Consider the following 17,716-nt stretch of genomic DNA (forward strand, 5'->3'; position numbering starts at 1 on the left):
CCGAGAATCATTGCATAAAATCGAGGCCCGGTGAAGGTGCATGCGCGCATGGGCCTCCGTTGACTTGGTCACCGCCTTCGCGGCCATGCTACGATCGAGCCCCAGGGTGTTCAGTGCCGCGGACGGGGGATGTGCAGACCATGGAGATCAAGGTGCTGGGTTGCAGTGGCGGTATCGGTGCGGGGCGGCGTACCTCGGCACTGCTCGTGGATGATGACATCCTCATCGACTGTGGCACGGGCGTGGCCGATCTGTCCCTGGAGGCCATGGCGCGGCTGCGGCACGTCTTCATTACCCATACGCATCTGGATCACATTGCCTGCCTGCCCTTGCTGGTGGATACCCTGTTCAGTCGGTTGCAGTCCCGGCCGCTGGTGATTCACACCCGCTCCGACTGCATGCGTATCATTCACCACCACATCTTCAACTGGCAGATCTGGCCCGACTTTTTCGAGTTACCGGAGCGTGAGCGGCCCGTGGTCTGTTTCGAGGAGATGGATGCCACGCGCCCCCTGGATATCGATGGCCGGCGCGTGCATATGCTGCCAGCCAATCATACGGTGCCGGCGGTGGGCTACCGGGTGGAGGATGGCCGTGGCGCCTTTGCCTTTACCGGCGATACCACCAGTAATGACGATCTGTGGGCCGCGCTGAATGACCATGCGGGCCTGGACTGGCTGATGGTGGAATGTGCCTTTCCCGAGGCGGAGCGCGACCTGGGGCGTCGAGCCGGCCACTATTGCCCCAGTCTGCTGGCCCAGGATCTGGTCAAGCTGCGGCACCAGCCCAGGGTGGGGATCACCCATCTCAAGCCCGGCGCGGAGTCCGAGATATTCGCGGACTTGCGGCGGCGGCTGCCCGAGCGAGATCTGGTGCGCCTCGGCAGCGGGGATGTATTCAAGATATAATCCGCGCTTTTACCGACGTTCCAGGCAGGTTCCCATGTTTGACAGCCTTTCAGATCGCCTTCAGGGCACCATCAAGCGCCTGCGCGGGCAGTCGCGACTGACCGAGGAAAACGTCCAGGAGACCATCCGGGAGGTGCGCAAGGCCCTCCTGGAGGCGGATGTGGCGCTGCCGGTGGTTCGGGAATTCATTGCCCGGGTCAAGGAGCGAGCGGTGGGGCAGGAGGTGCTGTCCAGTCTGACCCCGGGGCAGGCCCTGGTGAAGGTGGTCAACGATGAGTTGATCGCCGTCATGGGCGAGGGCAACGACGACCTGAACCTGAATGTTCAGCCCCCGGCGGTCATCCTCATGGCCGGCCTGCAGGGGGCGGGTAAGACCACCACCGTGGGCAAGCTCTCACGCTGGCTGACCGAACGCCGTGACAAAAAAGTGATGGTGGCCAGTTGTGACGTTTACCGGCCAGCGGCCATTCGTCAGTTGGAGACCGTGGCTGGCGAAGTGGGGGCCGAGTTTTTCCCCAGTGACGCCGGACAGGATCCGGTGGATATTGCCAGGGCGGCACTGGAGCAGGCCCGCAAGCAACACCGGGATGTGCTCATCATCGACACGGCCGGTCGTCTCCATGTGGATGCCGAGATGATGGACGAGATCCGTCGTCTGCACGAGGCCCTCAACCCCGCCGAGACCCTGTTCGTGGTGGACAGCATGACCGGTCAGGACGCCGCCAACACCGCCAAGGCCTTCAATGATGCCCTGGCGCTGACGGGCGTGGTGCTCACCAAGGCCGATGGAGACGCCCGCGGCGGGGCGGCCCTGTCGGTGCGCCACATCACCGGCAAGCCCATCAAGTTTCTGGGAATGGGTGAGAAGACCACTGCCCTGGAGCCCTTTCATCCGGACCGGGTGGCCTCGCGCATCCTCGGGATGGGTGATGTGGTCAGCCTGGTGGAGGAGGCCACCCGCGAGGTGGATCAGGGCAAGGCGGAAAAGCTGGCCCGCAAGATCAAGAAGGGCAAGAGCTTTGATCTGGAGGACTTGCGGGACCAGTTGGGGCAGATGTCGAAAATGGGAGGCGTCAACTCCCTCCTGGAAAAGCTGCCGGGCACCAGCGACCTGCCCGATGCCATCAAGAACAAGGCTCACGACAAGGACATGGGCCGCATGGTGGCCATCATCAATTCCATGACGCCCAAGGAGCGGCGTCATCCTGAAATCATCAAGGGTCGGCGCAAGCGCCGCATTGCCGCCGGCTCCGGCACGCAGGTGCAGGATGTGAATCGTTTGCTCAAGCAGCACATGCAGATGAGCAAGATGGTGAAACAGTTCTCCAAGGGCGGCATGAACAAGATGATGAAGTCCCTGAAGGGTCGCATGCCGGGCGGCCGGATGCCCTTTTAACCCCGGGGTGGCAAGGGGGTCTTCCGGGAGCCAGGGGGGTGTTGGCCCCCGGTCCCTACTTGTGCCCGGGGGCGGCGTGTGTATAATGCCGCGTTTCTCCGGGGAAACCCCCCGCTCGGAATACCTGACAAGCAGGGCTAAGCGCAGATGGTAACGATTCGACTCGCTCGCGGCGGCGCCAAGAAGGCGCCCTTCTACAAAATTGTGGTCACCGACTCCCGCAGTCGCCGTGACAGCGGCTACATTGAGCGCCTGGGTTACTTCAACCCGGTGGCGCGCGGTCAGGAGGTGCGCCTGCACATGGACTCCGATCGCATGGAGCACTGGCTGTCCAAGGGCGCTCAGACCTCCGAGCGCGTGGCCAAGCTGCTCAAGGAATTCCAGAAGCAGAATCAGGCTGCCGCCTAAGGCGCCACGAGGCAGGCACGTGGGCTCGGACCCGATTGTTGTTGGCCGGATATCCGGCGTTCACGGTGTTCGCGGCTGGGTCAAGCTCTTCTCCGAGACCGACCCGCGTGACCGCATTCTGCAGTACGAGCCCCTGCTCATGGAGCGGAATGGGCAATGGCAGGCTGTCCCTCTGGAGGACGGCCGCCCCCAGGGTAAGGGGGTGGTAGCCAAGTTTGCGGGTATGGATGATCGGGATGTGGCAGCCACCTATGTGGGTTGTCAGCTGGCGATCCGGCCAGAACAGCTCGAACCTCTGCCCGAAGGTGAATATTACTGGGCCGACCTGATCGGTCTGACAGTGGAAACACTGGATGGCATCTTGCTGGGGCAGGTGGATAACCTGATTCAGACCGGTGCCAACGATGTGCTGGTGGTCCGTGGCGACCGGGAGCGCCTGATCCCCTATCTACGGGAACGGGTGATCCACGAGATCGACCTGGAGGCCGGAAGGATGCGAGTGGACTGGGATCCGGATTTCTAGGATCCCATGCGCTTCGATGTGATCAGCGTGTTTCCCGAGTGGGTCGCCTCAGTGACCCGCTGCGGTGTCACTGGACGGGCTCGGGAGCGGGGATTGATGTCCCTGCAGTGCTGGGATCCCCGGTGTTTCACGGAGGATCGGCATCGCACCGTGGACGACCGCCCCTATGGGGGAGGGCCGGGCATGGTGATGAAGGTGGAACCCTTGCGTCGGGCGATTGGTGCGGCCCGCGGGGCCGACCCCCGGCCGGCCAAGGTGCTGTACATGAGCCCGCAGGGGCGCCGCCTGGACCAGGCCGCTGTCCATGACATGGCCGGTCAGTCCAGGCTGATTCTGCTGGCGGGGCGCTATGAAGGTATTGATGAGCGCCTCATTCAGTTGGAAGTGGACGAGGAATGGTCCATCGGGGATTATGTGCTATCCGGCGGCGAGCTGGCGGCCATGGTGCTGATGGATGCCTGCGCCCGGCTGCTGCCCGGGGCCCTCGGCGACGAGGACTCCGCCGCCCAGGATTCCTTTTCAACGGGCCTGCTGGATTGTCCGCACTACACTCGCCCGGAGATGATCGATGGGCTGGAAGTGCCCCCGGTGCTGCGCAGCGGCGATCACGGACGGATCGAGCGCTGGCGTCGCAAGCAGGCCCTGGGGCGTACCTGGATGCGCCGCCCGGACATACTGGCGCAACAGGAATTGAGTCAGGCGGATCGCCGCCTGCTGGAAGAATATCAACGCGAGCATGCCGAGGGGCAGGCCGCGCCGAGCAGTGACTGACAGGGGTCGAACCATGAGTAACATCATCCAGCAACTGGACGCCGAGCAGATGAACCGCGAGGTGCCCAACTTTACCCCTGGCGACACCGTGGTCGTCCAGGTGAAGGTGAAGGAAGGTAACCGCGAGCGCCTGCAGGCCTTTGAAGGCGTGTGCATCGCCAAGCGTAACCGCGGCATCAACTCCGCCTTCACCGTGCGCAAGGTATCCCACGGCGAAGGGGTGGAGCGAGTCTTCCAGACCTACAGCCCGTCTGTGGCCGAGATCCAGGTCAAGCGCCGCGGTAAGGTCCGTCGCGCCAAGCTGTACTACCTGCGTGGGCGCACCGGCAAGGCTGCTCGCATCAAGGAAGACGTCAAATAAGTACGGCCCTCCTGGGTTCCATCCGTATGGATTCTGCAAAGCGTCCCGGCGTGCCGGGGCGCTTTGTCGTGCGTGCGGTGACCCAGGTTCCGCATCGTCTGGTCCTGCTGTGTCTTCTGCTGCTCTGCATGACATCGGCGCAGGCCGACCGTGTGGTGGACGAGGCCATGGCCATGGCCCGTGTCGGGGCTGCGGAACTGGCTCTGAACCTGCTGGCGGAGGACATGCCCGACCCGCGCGCCGAACCCGTGCGCTGGATGGAGCGGGAGCAGGCCCGCATCGAAATCCTGGGCATGAACAGTCGCTGGGAGCAGGTGGTGGAGCGCACCGCCCGAATCCCGGTGGAGATGCCGGTGGAGTTCGTCATCTGGACGCGAACCCGTCAGGCCCATGCCCTCATTGCCCTGGGCCGGGGTCACGAGGCCCGCGATGTCCTGCGCCCTCTGATCTGGTTTGGTCGCCATAACGCCAGCGAAAGCTGGTTTCGCTCCTGGCGTCGCCTGGTGGCTGAATCCTATGATCTGGACGACCGTCCCGAGGACGCCCTCACGGCGCTGCGGCGCTACCGTTTTGATTATCCCGATGATGTGGCCCGGGTGGCCCTGATGGAGGCTCACCTGCTGCTGCAGTTGGAACGCCCCCGGGAAGCGGTCGATGCGCTGGAAAGCGTGGAGGAATCTGAGGCGGACGCGTTGCGTCTGCTGGCGCGCCTCTGTGCGGAAGACCTCTCCGCGACGGACACCCTGGAGCAGGCCCTCGCCCGTGCCCAGGCTGTGGGGCGAGACACCCGGGACGGTGCCCGCTATCAGGCAATAGCCGCGCATGCTGTCCAGAGGGGCGGTGACACCACCGATGGCCTGGCCATCATGGAGCGCGCCCTGGCATCCCAGCGAATCCTGGGGGAGGGGGATGAGGTCTTTCACCTCTCTGCCGATCTGCTCTGGGAACACTATGCCCGCCTGGGTGAACGTGAGGCCAACCGCCGACAGTGGCTGCTCGGCGACGATGCGGACTGGCTTGAACGGGCCGCGCAACTGCACAGCCGCGAACCTCATCTCTCCCGCGGGATACTGGCCTTGGTGGCCTTGAGATCCCCCTCTCCTTCCGGTCGTGAACAGGCCCATCGTCAGTTGGGCGAGCAGTTGGCGCGGGTGGAGGGCCATGGTCAGGCTCTGCTCCATGCCCTGTATCTGGGGGAGGGGCCCTTCGGCAGCCCCGAGCAGGTGCCGGATCCGGTGCGCCATTTGTTGGTGGAGCAGGCGCTGGAGGCGGGGGATCTTGCCACCGCCTCGGCGCTCATGGCGGGCCTGCACCGTCCCCCGGAGGGGGTCGATCCCTTCGACTGGGGGCTTCGCCGGGCTCGGGCCCTGATCCTGGGTGGACAGGAGGAGGCAGGGATTGATGGCCTGTATGATGTTCTCTCTGATGTGCGCCGCCTGGAGGCTGACCCGGGAGATCGCTTCATGCAGGTGATGTTCGATCTGCAGACGGTGGGCCGCCATGACGAGGCCCTGAACCTTTTCCAGGCGCTGGCCCCCCGGCTTGTGGAGGCGCGCCAGCGGCGGGAGTTGTGGTTCTGGACGGCGGACTCCTATCGCGCCCTGGACGAGCATGCGCAGGCGGCGCGTTACTACCTGCGCTCGGCCATGGCGGGTAACAGCACTGACCTTTGGGGCCTGAGTGCCCGCTTCCAGGCCGCCCAGGCCCTGGCCGATGCGGGCCTGGTGGACGATGCGCGAGCCCTGTATGAAGACCTGCTGGAGCGGGCCACCGAGCCGGGCCGACGGATCATGCTCCGCCAGCGCCTCCAGCAACTGATGCTGGTGGATTAGCCGGATGCCATCCCGGGCGGTGATCGAAAGCCCCCTGGGGCGTATCGCGCTGACCTGGGATGCCGCCGGCCTGACAGCCCTGGATTATGTCGCTGGCGGTGAAGCCCCGTGCCCGCCGCCCCCGGGCCTTGGCGCCGAGGCCGCCTTCCAGCTGGCAGCGTATTTCCAGGATCCCGCCTTCCGCTTCGATCTACCCCTGGCCCCAGGGGGCACGTCCTTTCAGCTGCGTGTGTGGGCGGCCTTGTGCCGTATTCCCTCGGGTGCCCCAATCACCTATGGCCAGTTGGCCCGGCAATTGAACTCCGGCGCCCGGGCCGTCGGCGGCGCCTGCCGCGGTAATCCTCTGCCCATCATCATCCCCTGTCATCGCATCATCCCCGCCCACGGCGGCGTGGGCGGCTATGGCGGCGCAACCCAGGGCGCCGGCCCCCGCATCAAGCAATGGCTCCTCACCCACGAAAAAAACCGCTGACCCCCTGAAATTGCTCTTGCCGCCTTGTGGGAGCGGCTCTTCATAAGAAATCACTAATAGTTATTTCGTTATTCCAAAACGATTGACATTTCCCGGTTCTGAACGCAGTCTATCCCCAAGGTCCGCCATCACCTCCCGGGCATCAGGGGGGCGGGAGGAGGCCTTCAAGACAATAATTCGTGGAGGAGACGGAAATGATCAAGCAATGGTTGGTCGCCACGGCCTTGGCCGCAAGCGTGGTCGGGGGGGCGACCGCATCGGACTCGCCTTATCTCACAGGGCGCGAACAGCTCATGATGCTGGCCGATAACAACCCCGCCGAGTTGACCGAGTGGCGGGGCGAGGATTTGTTTCATGAGCCTCGAGGCCCCAAGAATGTCTCTCTTGAGCAGTGTGATTTCGGTCTTGGTCCCGGTGTGCTCGAGGGTGCCTATGTGCAGATGCCCCGGTATTTTGAGGACACCGGCCGGGTGATGGATCTGGAAAGCCGTCTCATCCACTGCATGAAGACCTTGCAGGGATTCACGGAGGAAGATGATCCGATCGCCCGCAAGCACTCCTCGGACACCCGCGAGGCGGATCTGACCGCCCTCTACACCTACATTGCAGCCCAGTCCAACGGCATGGCCTGGGATCCGCCCATGGATCACCCCATGGAACGCCTCACCCGGGATGCCGGCGAGGTGCTGTTCTATCGTCGCGCCGGCAACATGGATTTTGGTTGCGTCTCCTGCCATAGCGAACCCCGCAAACGCATCCGTCTCTCCTTCCTGCCTGTGGTCTCCCATCAGGAGGAATGGTCCAAGGCGGTCTCCTGGCCAGCCTATCGTATTGGCCATGGTGTGGTGCGAAGCTCGCAGCACCGCGTGCGTGGCTGCTACTACCAGATGCGCCAGGCCGGCGTGAAATTCGGGTCCGATGCATCCATCGCCATCCTCTCCTACTGGACCGATCAGGCCCGGGGTGGTGAGGCTACATTGCCGGATCTGAAGCGCTGATCAGGGGGGAGTCGATATGACCAACAAGACAAGACATGTGACCTACATGGGGCTGGCCCTGTCTGCGGGTTTGCTCGCCGGGTGTGTGCAGGTGGGCGAACAGAGCGATGATGAGCCCGATCTGACGGAGATGTCCGCCGAGGAGTATGCGGAGTATCTGATCTTCGAATCAAACAGCTTCAAACTGGATCAAGAGGTGCAGGAGGGAGGGACTGCGCGGGAACGCATGCAGCAGGACGAGTTGCAACGCCTGTGCAGCGATACCCGCAACCGCCCCCACGGAGAGGTCGCCAATCGCATCGTTGCCATGGCCCGGGAGAGCTTTGAGTACCCGGAAGGCGGCATCCAGCTGGGTGACTGGGAGAAGGGGGCCGAACTGGCCCGCAGCGGCTATGGTTACCGGATTGGCCACAATTACGACAATCCGGAACGCACGGTGGGGGGCAATTGCTATGCCTGCCATCAGATGGACCCGGAAGAACTGGCCTATGGCAATATCGGCCCCAGCCTCAGCAATTATGGGGAATTGCGTGGCAATACCGAGGCGGTACGGCGCTTCGTGTACGAGATGATCTATAACCCCCATGCCTACTTCCCTTGCACCGCCATGCCGCGCATGGGACACAACGGGTTCCTGGAGCAGGAAAGCATCTCGCACATCATGGCCTACCTGCTGGACCCGGAGTCTCCGGTGAATGCCCGCAAGGTGGACCCGGATGTGGAGATGGATCCGGCCAGCGCGCCAGCGGGAGACACAGGCTTCTAAGCCCCGGCACCCCCTGTAGGAGCCGGTTCTGGAGCTGTTTTTTTGTGGGAGCGGGCCTTGCCCGCGAAGGCGGCGGGCACAAGGCCCAGCCAGGGCGCTGCTGTCGCAGCGATTCGCAGGCAGGCCAGCTCCCACAAAAAACCCCACAACCCACCCACCCCCTTGAAATCCTCCCCATCCACCCCCATACCACTCCGCGAGTCAATTCACCCATTCAACCGCGGAGCCCCCATGAGCGTCGATACGCACAAGGAAACCCGACAGTTCCAGACCGAGGTCAGCCAGTTGCTGCACCTGATGATCAATGCGCTGTACTCCAACAAGGAGATCTTCCTGCGCGAACTTGTCTCCAACGCGGCTGATGCCTGCGACAAGTTGCGCTTTGAGGCCCTGGCCGATGATGCCCTGATGGAAGGCGAGGGCGACCTGGGCATCCAGGTGGAGTACGACAAGGATGCCCGCACCGTCACCGTGCGCGACAACGGCATCGGCATGAGTCGGGATGATGTCATCAACAACATCGGCACCATCGCCCATTCCGGTACCCGGGAGTTTCTCAGCCGCCTCACCGGTGACCAGAAAAAGGATGCCCACCTCATCGGTCAGTTCGGTGTGGGTTTCTATTCTTCCTTTATTGTGGCCGATCGGGTGACGCTCACCACCCGTCGTGCCGGCATGGGCGCCGAGCACGGTGTGCGCTGGGAGTCCGACGGCAGCGGCGAGTTCACCGTGGAGACGGTGGAAAGGCCCGAGCGTGGCACCGAGGTGGTGTTGCACCTGAAACAGGACGAAGATGAATTCCTGGATGAATTCCGCCTGCGCCACATTGTGACCCGCTACTCCGATCACATCCCCCTGCCCATCACCATGCGCAAGCGGGATGACGACGGCAAGGCCCTGGAGGAATGGGAGACCGTGAACCGGGCCTCGGCCCTGTGGACCCGCTCCAAATCGGAGATCTCCGACGAGGAGTACAAGGAGTTCTACAAGCACGTGGCCCACGACTTCGAGGAGCCGCTTACCTGGACCCACAACCGGGTGGAAGGGCGTCAGGAGTATACGTCGCTGTTGTATATCCCCAAACGCGCCCCCTTCGACCTGTGGGACCGGGACCGTCGCCATGGCATCAAGCTCTACGTGCAGCGGGTGTTCATCATGGACGACGCCGAGCAGCTCATGCCCACCTACTTGCGCTTCGTGCGTGGGGTGGTGGATTCCAACGACCTGCCGCTGAACATTTCCCGGGAAATCCTGCAGAATAACCGCCTGATCGACGGTATACGTTCCGGCTCGGTGAAAAAGGTCCTGGGGTTGCTGGAAGATCTGGCGAAGAAGGAGCCCGAACAGTACCAGACCTTCTGGGACGCCTTCGGTCGTGTACTCAAGGAAGGGCCCGCCGAGGACCATGCCAACCGGGAGCAGATCGGTCGCCTGTTGCGCTTTGCCAGCACCCACACCGGCGAGGCCGCTCAGAATGTCGCCCTGGCCGACTACATCGGTCGCATGAAGGAGGGACAGGACACCATCTACTACATCACCGCCGACAGCCACACGGCGGCCCTGCACAGCCCGCACCTGGAGGTCTTCCGGAAACGGGGCATTGAGGTGTTGCTGCTGTCTGATCGTGTGGACGAATGGCTGGTCTCGCACCTGCACGAATTCGAGGGCAAGTCTCTCAAGTCCGTGGCCAAGGGCGACCTGGACCTGGGCGATACCGAGACGGAAGAAGAGAAAAAGGCCCAGCAGGAGGCCGAGGAGCAGGTCAAGGATCTGCTGCCGCGCATCCAGGAGGCCCTGGGCGAGCGGGTACAGGAGGTGCGCTTCTCCCATCGCCTGACCGATTCGCCGGCCTGTATCGTCTTGTCAGAGGATGAGATGGCCCTGTACATGCAGCAGCTGCTCAAGCAGGCGGGTCAGAATCTGCCGGATACCAAGCCGGTGCTGGAGGTGAACCCGAACCATCGTCTCCTCCAGCGCATGGGCGAGGAGACGGACGAGGCCCGTTTCAAGGACTGGTCCAGCCTGCTTCTGGATCAGGCCGTGCTGGCCGAGGGCGGACAGTTGGAGGATCCGGCGGGCTTCGTCAAGCGTCTGAACACCCTGATCACCCAGGGCTGATCCACGTTAACTCTCAGGCATCACGGCCGGGTGAGGCACCCCGATGATGAAAGAGACGTTCCGAGCCCCTCTCCCCTGCTGGGAAAGGTTTCTCTTTATCTCATGGACGCGGTCGTCACTGCCGAGCCCCTCTCCCCTGCGGGGAGAGGGGTTGGGGTGAGGGGCGAGGGCTGGCACAGTGCCTGTCTCCCCCCTCATCCCCAGCCCTTCTCCCCCTCGGGGGAGAAGGGGGTATTTGTAGCTGAACCTTGATTCTTTCACGTTGACCTGTATGAGATGGCCCCGATCGTCGGGGCCATCCTGTCCCTAACATCTCTCCCGCAGTTGCCGACCGTTCGTCGGCTGGCCGAAAAAATTATTCATTCCGATCGCCCCCCTGGAAGCCCGCGTCCCAGGCCCGTTTCGGCGTGCTTCCCCTCTCCCGCACCTCCCCCTGAGCCCCCTGTGAGCGCTTGAAATCCCCCCGGCAAGTGCCTAAGCTTCGACGGCCTCACATCCACTATGTTGTGTGTTGATCAGTATCCAACCACAACAGCTAGTAGCAAAAAGGATCCCGCCACCATGAAATCCCAGTCCAGCCAAGCCCTTGCATCCGTTGTCTCAAGGGAGGTTCCCATGCAGCCCGCCTCCATGGATATCTGGGACAAGAAATACCGCCTCAAGACCCGTACCGGTGAAGATCTGGACCCCACCATCGATGACACCTGGAAGCGTGTTGCCCGGGCCCTGGCCGACGTGGAGGCCGAGCCGGCCCTGCGCGAGACCTGGTACGAACGTTTTCTCTGGGCCCTGCGTCTGGGGGCCATCCCCGCCGGACGCATCATTGCCAACGCCGGTGCCTGGGAGCACAAGCCCGCCACGTCCACCATCAACTGCACGGTGTCGGGCTCCATTCAGGATTCCATGGACGACATCCTGGAAAAGCTCCACGAGGCGGGCCTCACCCTCAAGGCCGGTAGTGGCATCGGCTATGACTTCTCCACCCTGCGTCCCCGGGGTGCCTATGTCTCCGGGGCCGGCGCCTATACCTCCGGGCCCCTGTCGTTCATGGAGATCTACGACAAGATGTGCTTCACCGTCTCCTCCGCCGGAGGGCGGCGCGGCGCACAGATGGGTACCTTTGATATCGGTCATCCGGACGTGCTGGACTTCATCCGCGCCAAGCGCGCCGATGGCTGCCTGCGCCAGTTCAACCTGTCGCTGCTGATCACTTCAGGTTTCATGGAGGCGGTGAAGAACGATGAACAATGGCCGCTGGCGTTCCCCCTGGGTCCTCAGGAAGCGGAGCAGGATGGCATCGATCTGAGCGATCCCGAGCAGGTCCTGTGGCGCGACTGGCCCGTGGACAATGATTACATCACCAACGAGGAAGGCCTGGTGGCCTGCCGGATCTACAAGACTCTGCCGGCCCGCAACCTGTGGAACATGGTGATGACCTCCACCTACGACTATGCCGAGCCGGGCTTCGTGCTCATCGACAAGGTCAACGAGATGAACAACAATTGGTGGTGCGAGCACATCCGCGCCACCAACCCCTGTGGCGAGCAGCCCCTGCCGCCCTATGGGGCCTGTCTGCTGGGCTCCATCAACCTGACCCGCTTCGTGCAGGACCCCTTCACCGACCAGGCCCGGTTCGACATGGAGACCTTCCGCGAGGTGGTGTCCGTGTTCACCCGCATGCTGGACAACGTGGTGGAGATCAACGGCCTGCCACTGCCCGAGCAGCGCGAGGAGATCATTCGCAAGCGCCGCCACGGCATGGGTTACCTGGGGCTGGGCTCCACCATCACCATGATGGGCATGAAATACGGCGACGAGGGCTCTCTGGCCTTCACCGAAGAGGTGACCCGCGAGATGGCCCTGGCCGGCTGGCGCGCCGGGCTGGAACTGGCCCGGGAAAAGGGGTCGGCCCCCATCATGGACGAGGAGTTCCAGGTGACCCCGGCCATGCTGCGCCTGCGTCCGGAACTGGAAAGGGATGGTATCCAGGTGGGGGATATCCTCAAGGGCCGGGTACTGCATGCCCGTTACAGTCGCTACATGCAGCGGGTGGCCCAGGTGGACCCCGAGTTGGTGGAGGCCCTGGCCGAGGAAGGTTGCCGCTTCACCCACCACAGCTCCATTGCCCCCACCGGGACCATCTCCCTGTCACTGGCCAATAACGCCAGTAACGGCATCGAGCCCTCGTTCGCCCACCACTATGCCCGCAACATCATCCGTTCGGGCCGCAAGACCAAGGAGAAGGTGGATGTCTTCTCCTATGAACTGCTGGCCTACCGGGAACTCGTGAACGCCAAGGCCATGCCGTACTCCGAGGAGCCCGGGGCACAGTTGCCGGAATATTTCATCACGGCGGATGACATCACGCCCAAGTCCCACGTGGACGTGCAGGCGGCGGCCCAGAAATGGATCGATTCGTCCATCTCCAAGACCGCCAACGTGCCCACGGACTATCGCTTCGAGGACTTCAAGGACATCTACCGCTATGCCTACGAGCAGGGGCTGAAGGGCTGTACCACCTTCCGTTTCAATCCCGAGGCCTTCCAGGGCGTGCTGGTCAAGGAAAAGGATCTGGAAAACACCACCTACCGGTTTGTCCTGGATGACGGCAGCATCGTGCTGGCCAAGGGGAATGAGGAAGTGGAATACGACGGCGAGACCCACAATGCCGCCAATCTCTACGAGGCCCTGAAAGAAGGGTACTACGGTAAATTCTGAATCAGGGGCACACGCACATGACCATCAAGATTGACAAACCAATTGTGGATTTCGGAATCTGGCGGGAGGAATCCGCTGAGGAGAGCGCCGCTCAGGCCGGCGCCCCCGCGGAATCGTCGGCCCCGCCGGCCGCTGCCGCCAGCGCGCCTGCCCCGGCCCCCACGGAGCCCACTCAGGGCTCCGCGAAGGTGGTGCACATGCACGAGAAGCTGGAACGACCCGAGATGCTGCTGGGGTCCACTTACAAGCTGAAGACGCCGTTGTCGGAGCACGCCCTGTATGTGACCATCAACGATGTGATCCTGAATCCGGGCACCGAGCACGAACTGCGTCGGCCCTTCGAGATCTTCATCAACTCCAAGAACATGGACCACTTCCAGTGGATCGTGGCGCTCACCCGGATCATCTCGGCGGTGTTCCGCAAGGGCGGGGATGTCACCTTCCTGGTGGAGGAGTTGCGCTCGGTGTTCGACCCGCGCGGGGGCTATTTCAAGAAGGGGGGCAAGTACATGCCTTCCCTGGTGGCCGAGATCGGCGACGCCATCGAGAGCCACATGCGCATGATTGGCCTGATCAAGGACGACGGCCTGGACGAACACCAGCGCCGCCTGGTGGAGGAAAAGCGCGCCCAGTACGAAGAGAGCGTGCACCAGGCCAGCGACGACCCCAAGGCCCGGGAAAGCTTCCCCCCCGGTGCCCAGCTATGCGGCAAGTGCCACACCCAGGCCGTGGTGGTCATGGACAATTGCCTCACCTGCCTCAACTGCGGGGATAGCAAGTGCGGTTGAGCCATTGCCGGTGCAGCCAGCCCAGTCATCCCCCGACCAGGGCGGCGAGGATCACCATGCCGAACAGGATTGACAGGGTCTCCATGCGGACTAGACGGGAGAGGCCGCAAGGCCGCGGATATCCATGGGCTCAGCGGGCCTGATCCGGCTGTTGGCACAGGCTGGCGGCGTGGCGGGCGGCGCCCAGCAGGCCGGCGTCGGTATCACCGATGACCTGGATCGGCATGCGTTCCAGCAGGTGGCTCATGGGCGGTTTGTGGCGAAAGGCCTGGATGAAGCCGCCTTCCTGCATTCGGGGCAGCAGCCGTGGGGCGATGCCACCAGCGATGAAAACACCGCCAAAGGGCAGGCAACCCAGGGCCAGGTCCCCGGCCTGCCCCCCGTAGACGGCCAGAAACAGCGCCACTGCTTCCACTGCCACGGGGTCACTGCCCTCCAGGGCCAGTTGCGAGATGATGGGGGCAGGGTCATCTCCTTCCAGGGCCAGACCGAGGCTCTGGCCCGGCGATTGACCCTGGGCCACCAGGAACCGGGCGATGCGTCCAAGGCCCCGGCCGCTGAGCAGATGTTCACGGGTACAGCGCCCTTCCTGATCGGCCACGTATTGCCATAATCGCGCTTGGCGGGTATCCGCCGGGGCGAAGGTCGCGTGCCCGCTCTCCGTGGGTAAAACACACAGGGGATGCCCTGGCGGCACGATGCACACACCCAGGCCGGTCCCGGCGCCCACGACCAGACGCACACCCTCCGGGTCGGCCTGGCCGGTTTGCAGGGAGTGAAGTGCTTCGGTGGGGAGATCGTCCAGGCTGTGGCCGATGCCCTCGAAATCGTTGAGCAGGGCCACTTGGGGGATGCCGAGATTGTCCGCCAGATGGGTGGAATTCAGTTCCCAGGGGAGGTTGGTGAGCCGGGCCCGGTCCACGCCCTGCTGACGGGCGACAGGGCCGGCCAGGGCGAAACAGGCGGCATCAATGCCGTCGCTGGCAAGACCTGCGTCACTCAGGAAGGCCCGCACCATGGGGGCCAGATCCGGAAAGTCGGCGCTGGTGTAGCGTTCCCGTGCCAGGGTTGACAGGCGACCATGGGAAACATCCGCCAGCATCAGCAGGGTTTTGGTACCGCCAATATCGCCTGCCAGAATCTTCATCAAACCACCCGTTAGGGAAAGGGACCAAGGCCCCATGATGAGCTATTCTCCCAGCTTTGCAAAATTTTGCTGTTCATCCCCCCAGGCGGGTGCGTTTGTCTTCCAGGCCCTGCATGAGGTGGTCGAAGGCCTTGGCGAAGGATTCGATGCCCTCGCTTTCCAGGCGGTTGGTCACACTCTCCAGGTCAATGCCCAGGTCCGGCAGACCCTGGATCAGGGCGCGGGATTGTTCCAGATCCTGCGCCAGGGTCGGCTCGGCCCGACCGTGGTCGCGGAAGGCATTGTAGGTGGCCGGGGGCAGGGTGTTGACCGTATCCGCGCCGATCAGGGATTCCACGTAGAGCACGTCGCTGTAAGCGGGGTTCTTGGTACCTGTGCTGGCCCACAGCAGGCGCTGGGGGCGGGCGCCCACGGCCTTGAGGCGCTGCCAACGCTCGCTCTGCGTGACCTGCAGGAGGTGGGCATAGGCCAGTTTGGCATTGGCAATGGCCAGGCGGCCCTGCATGTGCTCCACGGGCCGGCCTTCGCGGATGCGTTCTTCCAGGATGTCGTCCAGGGCGGTATCCACCCGACTGACAAAGAAGCTGGCCACTGAGGCCATGCGATCCACGGACAAGCCCTGTGCCATGCGGGCCTCCAGCCCCTTGAGATAGGCCTCCAGCACGGCCTCATAACGGGACACCGAGAACAGCAGCGTCACATTCACATTCACACCCTGGGCGGTGAGCTGCTCGATGGCCGTCAGCCCCGGCAGGGTGCCGGGTACCTTGATCATGAGGTTGGGGCGATCCACGCGGGCGGCCAGATCCAGGGCCTCGCGCACCGTGCCATCGGCGTCGAAGGCCAGCTCCGGAGAGACTTCGAGACTGACAAAGCCATCCTGCCCTTCGGTTTGATCGTAGGTGCCGCGGAAGGCGTCGGCGGCGGCCTGGAGGTCCCCAATGGCCAGTTGATAGAAGAGGGCCGCAGTGCTGATGTCCGGGTCCACGGCCAGGGCCTGGCGGATGCCCTCATCGTAGAGATCGCTACCGGTGATGGCCTTGTCGAAGATGGCGGGGTTGGAGGTCAGCCCGCCGAGGCCATCCTCACGGATGAGTCGGGCCAGCTCGCCGGATTCCATTAGATCCTTGCGGATGTAGTCGTACCAGACGCTCTGGCCCAGGTCGCGCAGACGCAGCAGCGGATTATGTTCGGCCATGTGATTCTATCCTCGCCCACGGCGGAGAAAAGCGCCCAGTTTAACGTGTACGCAGGGGAGGGCGCTAGCAGCGCCGTTATCCCAAGCGCCCGTGCGGGAAGGATGGAACGCGATAACCGGCGCGGGCGTCAATGGCCGGGAGGGCTGGCCGGGGCGGTATCGGAGACGATATCCGCAATGCGCACGAAGGCCTCCACCGACAAGGTCTCGGGCCTGTGTGTCGGGTCAATGCCGGCTGCCTCGATCTGCTCCGGCAGTGCCAGGCCCTGCAGGGCATTGCGCAGGGTCTTGCGGCGCCGGGTGAAGGCCTGTTGCACCAGGCGCGCCAGCAGGGGCTCGTCCCGAGCTGGATACGGCAGGGTCTCGTAGGGGGTCAGGCGCACCACGGCGGAGTCCACCCGGGGCGGCGGCCGAAAGGCGCCCGGGCCCACGGGGAACAGGGGCTCGGCACGGCAGCGGTACTGCACCATGATGCCCAGGCGCCCATAAGCGGCAGTGCCGGGGCCGGCGGTCAGACGGTCCACCACTTCCTTTTGCAGCAGGAAATGCATATCGCGAATCTGCGCAGCCTGGGCCAGTAGATGAAAGATCAGTGGTGTGGAGATGTTGTAGGGCAGGTTGCCCACCACCCGCAGGGGGCGTGGTCCGGGGATGCTGGCCAGGTCAAAGCGCAGGGCATCCGCCGCATGCACGGTGATGGTGCCGGGTGGGCCCAGGCCATGCAGGTGCGGGATCAGATCCCGGTCCAGCTCCACCACATGCAGGTGGTGGAGGCGCTCCAGCAGAGGGCCGGTGATGGCGCCCAGGCCGGGGCCGATCTCCACCAGGGTGTCGTCAGGGTGCGGCGCGATGGCGCCAACAATGCGCCGGATGATGCCTGGGTCATGCAGGAAATGCTGACCAAAGCGCTTGCGGGGAGCATGGTTCAAGGGGGGGGTATCCGATCAGCGCAGGCAGCGGTAGACGTCATAGGTGCGTTTGCCGTCGGTGATTTCACCGCGTGGCACAACCGTATCACCCCCCATGTCGGCAGCGGCATTGCGGGCGGCGTGTTCCAGCTCCTGCTCGATGCGCTCGGGCGGGCGCTTGATGAAACCGATGCGCTCGGCCATGGATGCGGTGGTACTGCCCAGGCGTTCGCAGTCGGCTACGCGGTCGGTGGGAACAACGCGTGTGGCTTCGGCCTCGGGGGAGAGCTTGACGAAGGTGCAGCCGGCGGACAGCAGGGCGGCAACGGTCAGGGTAAGGACAATAAGATGCGGGGCGCGGTTCATGACAGGCTCCTGTGCATGTGCCATGGAGGAAGACGATT

The 17,716-nt window shown here is 63.7% G+C and carries 17 protein-coding genes; 13 read left to right on the top strand and 4 right to left on the bottom strand.

All coding sequences use genetic code 11. The features are described 5' to 3' along the window. Positions 1 to 140: 140 nt before the first annotated feature. From BMY52_RS10680 to BMY52_RS10740, 13 genes are all read left to right on the top strand, one after another. Positions 141 to 908, top strand: a complete 768-nt coding sequence (locus BMY52_RS10680) for an MBL fold metallo-hydrolase (protein WP_090254373.1) — start codon at positions 141 to 143, stop codon at positions 906 to 908. Between the two features lie 34 nt (positions 909 to 942). Further along, complete coding sequence (ffh, locus tag BMY52_RS10685) at positions 943 to 2,304, top strand: signal recognition particle protein (RefSeq protein WP_090254244.1); 1,362 nt, start codon at positions 943 to 945, stop codon at positions 2,302 to 2,304. A gap of 147 nt (positions 2,305 to 2,451) precedes the next feature. Continuing rightward, positions 2,452 to 2,712, top strand: a complete 261-nt coding sequence (gene rpsP, locus BMY52_RS10690; protein WP_090254246.1) for a 30S ribosomal protein S16 — start codon at positions 2,452 to 2,454, stop codon at positions 2,710 to 2,712. 19 nt (positions 2,713 to 2,731) lie between these two features. Further along, positions 2,732 to 3,235, top strand: coding sequence for a ribosome maturation factor RimM (rimM, locus tag BMY52_RS10695; RefSeq protein ID WP_090254248.1), 504 nt, complete (start codon positions 2,732 to 2,734; stop codon positions 3,233 to 3,235). 6 nt (positions 3,236 to 3,241) lie between these two features. Continuing rightward, positions 3,242 to 4,006, top strand: coding sequence for a tRNA (guanosine(37)-N1)-methyltransferase TrmD (gene trmD / locus BMY52_RS10700; RefSeq protein ID WP_090254250.1), 765 nt, complete (start codon positions 3,242 to 3,244; stop codon positions 4,004 to 4,006). 13 nt (positions 4,007 to 4,019) lie between these two features. Then, on the top strand, positions 4,020 to 4,367 hold the full coding sequence (gene rplS, locus BMY52_RS10705; protein WP_090254252.1) for a 50S ribosomal protein L19: 348 nt from the start codon (positions 4,020 to 4,022) through the stop codon (positions 4,365 to 4,367). A gap of 26 nt (positions 4,368 to 4,393) precedes the next feature. After that, positions 4,394 to 6,199, top strand: a complete 1,806-nt coding sequence (locus BMY52_RS10710) for a tetratricopeptide repeat protein (protein ID WP_245740790.1) — start codon at positions 4,394 to 4,396, stop codon at positions 6,197 to 6,199. Positions 6,200 to 6,203: 4 nt separating this feature from the next. Further along, positions 6,204 to 6,671, top strand: coding sequence for a methylated-DNA--[protein]-cysteine S-methyltransferase (locus tag BMY52_RS10715; RefSeq protein ID WP_090254254.1), 468 nt, complete (start codon positions 6,204 to 6,206; stop codon positions 6,669 to 6,671). Between the two features lie 194 nt (positions 6,672 to 6,865). Continuing rightward, on the top strand, positions 6,866 to 7,669 hold the full coding sequence (soxA, locus tag BMY52_RS10720) for a sulfur oxidation c-type cytochrome SoxA (RefSeq protein ID WP_090254256.1): 804 nt from the start codon (positions 6,866 to 6,868) through the stop codon (positions 7,667 to 7,669). 16 nt (positions 7,670 to 7,685) lie between these two features. Further along, positions 7,686 to 8,435: a sulfur oxidation c-type cytochrome SoxX gene (gene soxX / locus BMY52_RS10725; RefSeq protein ID WP_090254257.1), complete on the top strand. Its 750-nt coding sequence runs from the start codon at positions 7,686 to 7,688 to the stop codon at positions 8,433 to 8,435. Positions 8,436 to 8,666: 231 nt separating this feature from the next. Next, on the top strand, positions 8,667 to 10,553 hold the full coding sequence (htpG, locus tag BMY52_RS10730) for a molecular chaperone HtpG (RefSeq protein ID WP_090254259.1): 1,887 nt from the start codon (positions 8,667 to 8,669) through the stop codon (positions 10,551 to 10,553). Between the two features lie 615 nt (positions 10,554 to 11,168). Continuing rightward, complete coding sequence (locus BMY52_RS10735) at positions 11,169 to 13,271, top strand: adenosylcobalamin-dependent ribonucleoside-diphosphate reductase (RefSeq protein WP_218140426.1); 2,103 nt, start codon at positions 11,169 to 11,171, stop codon at positions 13,269 to 13,271. Positions 13,272 to 13,288: 17 nt separating this feature from the next. Further along, positions 13,289 to 14,059, top strand: a complete 771-nt coding sequence (locus tag BMY52_RS10740; RefSeq protein ID WP_090254262.1) for a TSCPD domain-containing protein — start codon at positions 13,289 to 13,291, stop codon at positions 14,057 to 14,059. Between the two features lie 130 nt (positions 14,060 to 14,189). Here the strand turns inward: BMY52_RS10740 and glk are convergent, their stop codons facing one another. The 4 genes from glk to BMY52_RS10760 form a co-directional block, all read right to left on the bottom strand. Then, on the bottom strand, positions 14,190 to 15,206 hold the full coding sequence (gene glk, locus BMY52_RS10745; RefSeq protein ID WP_090254263.1) for a glucokinase: 1,017 nt from the start codon (positions 15,204 to 15,206) through the stop codon (positions 14,190 to 14,192). Positions 15,207 to 15,279: 73 nt separating this feature from the next. After that, positions 15,280 to 16,404, bottom strand: coding sequence for a transaldolase (tal, locus tag BMY52_RS10750; protein ID WP_090254265.1), 1,125 nt, complete (start codon positions 16,402 to 16,404; stop codon positions 15,280 to 15,282). A gap of 128 nt (positions 16,405 to 16,532) precedes the next feature. Next, positions 16,533 to 17,333 carry a 16S rRNA (adenine(1518)-N(6)/adenine(1519)-N(6))-dimethyltransferase RsmA gene (gene rsmA, locus BMY52_RS10755; protein ID WP_090254267.1) on the bottom strand — a complete coding sequence of 267 codons (801 nt, stop codon included), beginning with the start codon at positions 17,331 to 17,333 and terminating at the stop codon, positions 16,533 to 16,535. A 15-nt stretch (positions 17,334 to 17,348) separates the two neighbouring features. Further along, positions 17,349 to 17,678: a DUF4156 domain-containing protein gene (locus tag BMY52_RS10760; protein WP_090254269.1), complete on the bottom strand. Its 330-nt coding sequence runs from the start codon at positions 17,676 to 17,678 to the stop codon at positions 17,349 to 17,351. Between the last annotated feature and the right edge of the window lie 38 nt (positions 17,679 to 17,716).

Source organism: Ectothiorhodospira marina (assembly GCF_900109495.1).
Lineage (GTDB): Bacteria > Pseudomonadota > Gammaproteobacteria > Ectothiorhodospirales > Ectothiorhodospiraceae > Ectothiorhodospira > Ectothiorhodospira marina.